Source organism: Actinoplanes sp. NPDC048791 (assembly GCF_040650095.1).
GTDB lineage: Bacteria > Actinomycetota > Actinomycetes > Mycobacteriales > Micromonosporaceae > Actinoplanes.
In genome coordinates, this window is record NZ_JBEZGQ010001388.1 from 1 (window position 1) to 1,797 (window position 1,797).

1 protein-coding gene and 1 pseudogene are annotated in these 1,797 nt (G+C 70.7%); one reads left to right on the top strand and one right to left on the bottom strand.

The genetic code is table 11. From position 1 onward, the window contains the following. Window positions 1-351, top strand: a pseudogene (locus AB0C29_RS46610) (alanine dehydrogenase); the annotation flags it as partial. Here AB0C29_RS46610 and AB0C29_RS46615 read toward each other — a convergent pair. Continuing rightward, window positions 288-1,649, bottom strand: a complete 1,362-nt coding sequence (locus tag AB0C29_RS46615) for a GGDEF domain-containing protein (protein WP_360834569.1) — start codon at window positions 1,647-1,649, stop codon at window positions 288-290. The pseudogene AB0C29_RS46610 and the gene AB0C29_RS46615 sit on opposite strands and share 64 nt — an antisense overlap. Window positions 1,650-1,797: the final 148 nt, after the last annotated feature.

Here is a 1,797-nt window from a genome sequence, read left to right on the forward strand (position 1 = left end):
TCACGGATGAAGCCCGGCAGTGTGCTGGTCGATATCGCCATCGATCAGGGTGGCTGTTTCGAGGACTCGCGGCCGACCACGCACGCCGACCCGGTGTACCGGGTGCATGAGTCGATGTTCTACTGCGTGGCCAACATGCCCGGTGCGGTCCCGCACACCAGCACGTACGCGTTGACCAACGTGACGTTGCCGTACGCGTTGGAGCTGGCCAACCGGGGCTGGCGCGACGCGGTCAAGTCCGACCCGGCGCTGGCTCTGGGTTTGAACACCCACGCCGGTCATGTCACCTACGGCCCGGTCGCCGAAGCCCACGGCATGCAGGCGCTGTCCCTCACCGAGGTGCTCACCTGACCACAGTGACTCTGGTCGCCGCCGGCGGCCTTGGCCGCATACATGGCGTGGTCGGCCCGGGCCAGAGTGTCGCTCACGGCCTCGGCCGTCCCCGCCGCAACGCCGATGCTGACGGTGACGGTCAGGTCGAGTTCGCGGACGCAGCGGACCATGCGCTCGGCGATGCGGGCCGCGCCCTCGACGTCGACGGCGGTGAGCAACACGCAGAACTCGTCGCCGCCGATGCGGGCCAGCATGTCGCCGGCCCGGGTCTCGGCGGTGAGCGCGGTCGCGATCGCCTTCAGCGCGCGATCGCCCGCGGCGTGGCCGTGCCGATCGTTGAGCGGTTTGAACTTGTCCAGGTCGATGATCAGGACCGCCGTGCCCTCGGTGCCGGGCCCGCCGCCGGCCCGGCGGAGGAGTTCGCGATCGAACGCTCGCCGGTTGGGTACGCCGGTCAGCGCGTCGGTGTCGGCCGAGCGGGAGATGTGTGCGTGTTCCACCCGCAGTTGCTGCAGCGAGCGCAACGTCCGGACGGCGTGCAGGGTCTGTAGCCGCTGGCGCCACAGCGCGGCGGCGAGGCAGTCGCCGTAGCGCAGCGTCGCTCGCAGATCCGCTGTGCCGGTGGTGCTCAGCAGGATCGCGTGGGTGTGGGTCAGCGCCGCCACGTTGTACCACTCGATGTCCGCCGGCAGCTCGGCAATGACCTGCTCCACCAGTGCGAGAGCCTCGTCGCGGCGTCCGCTGCGGGCCAGGGCGACGGCCAGGAAGGGGACGCTGAACCGCCACCAGTCGAGGTACTGCCCGCTCCGGAGCGGCTCGGCGTGCAACCTGATCTGTTCCGCCGCGCCAGCGGGGTCGTCGCCGTCCGCGCGGGCGCAGCCGACGTACATACCGGCCACATTTCGCCAGTAGGAGCTGTCGGCCGGAGCGAGCTGCCAGGCGAGCTGTCCGTGCGACCCGGCGATCATGCTGTGCTTCTCGGCCTCCCCGGGCTGGCCGACCCGGTACAACTCCAGCGCCCAGGCGAGGTGCAGCTCGGCGAGGTTGAGCTGCACGGTCACCGGCACGGGTCCGGCCGGTTCGAGCCGTGCCGCCATCTCGTACGCGGTGGTGTAGTGGGGATCAGCCAGCTCGTACAGCCGCAGCGTGAAGTAGCCGATCGCGATCAGATTGTGGGCACTGGAGGCGACCTGCGGATCGCCGGGCTCGGCGGCCTCGGTCTCGGCCTCGGCATCGGCCAGATCACGCAACACCGCATCGACGTCGTGCTCGCCCGGATCGCTGTCGCCGAGCACGATGCGCAGCATGGCCCGCATCGCCAGAGCGTTCGCCCGCCAGCCGGGGCTGCCCTCGCGCTCGGCCGCCGCCACCATGATCACCCGGGGCACCACGGCCGAGCTGAACGTCGTGGCGCTGGTCGGCGAGCGGGGCCGGGAGGTCCGCGAGTTCATCGAGCACGACCTC

Coding starts and splice junctions, on each gene's coding strand:
- AB0C29_RS46615 (WP_360834569.1), bottom strand. CDS start 1,649: ATGCGGGCCATGCTGCGCATCGTGCTCGGCGACAGCGATCCGGGCGAG.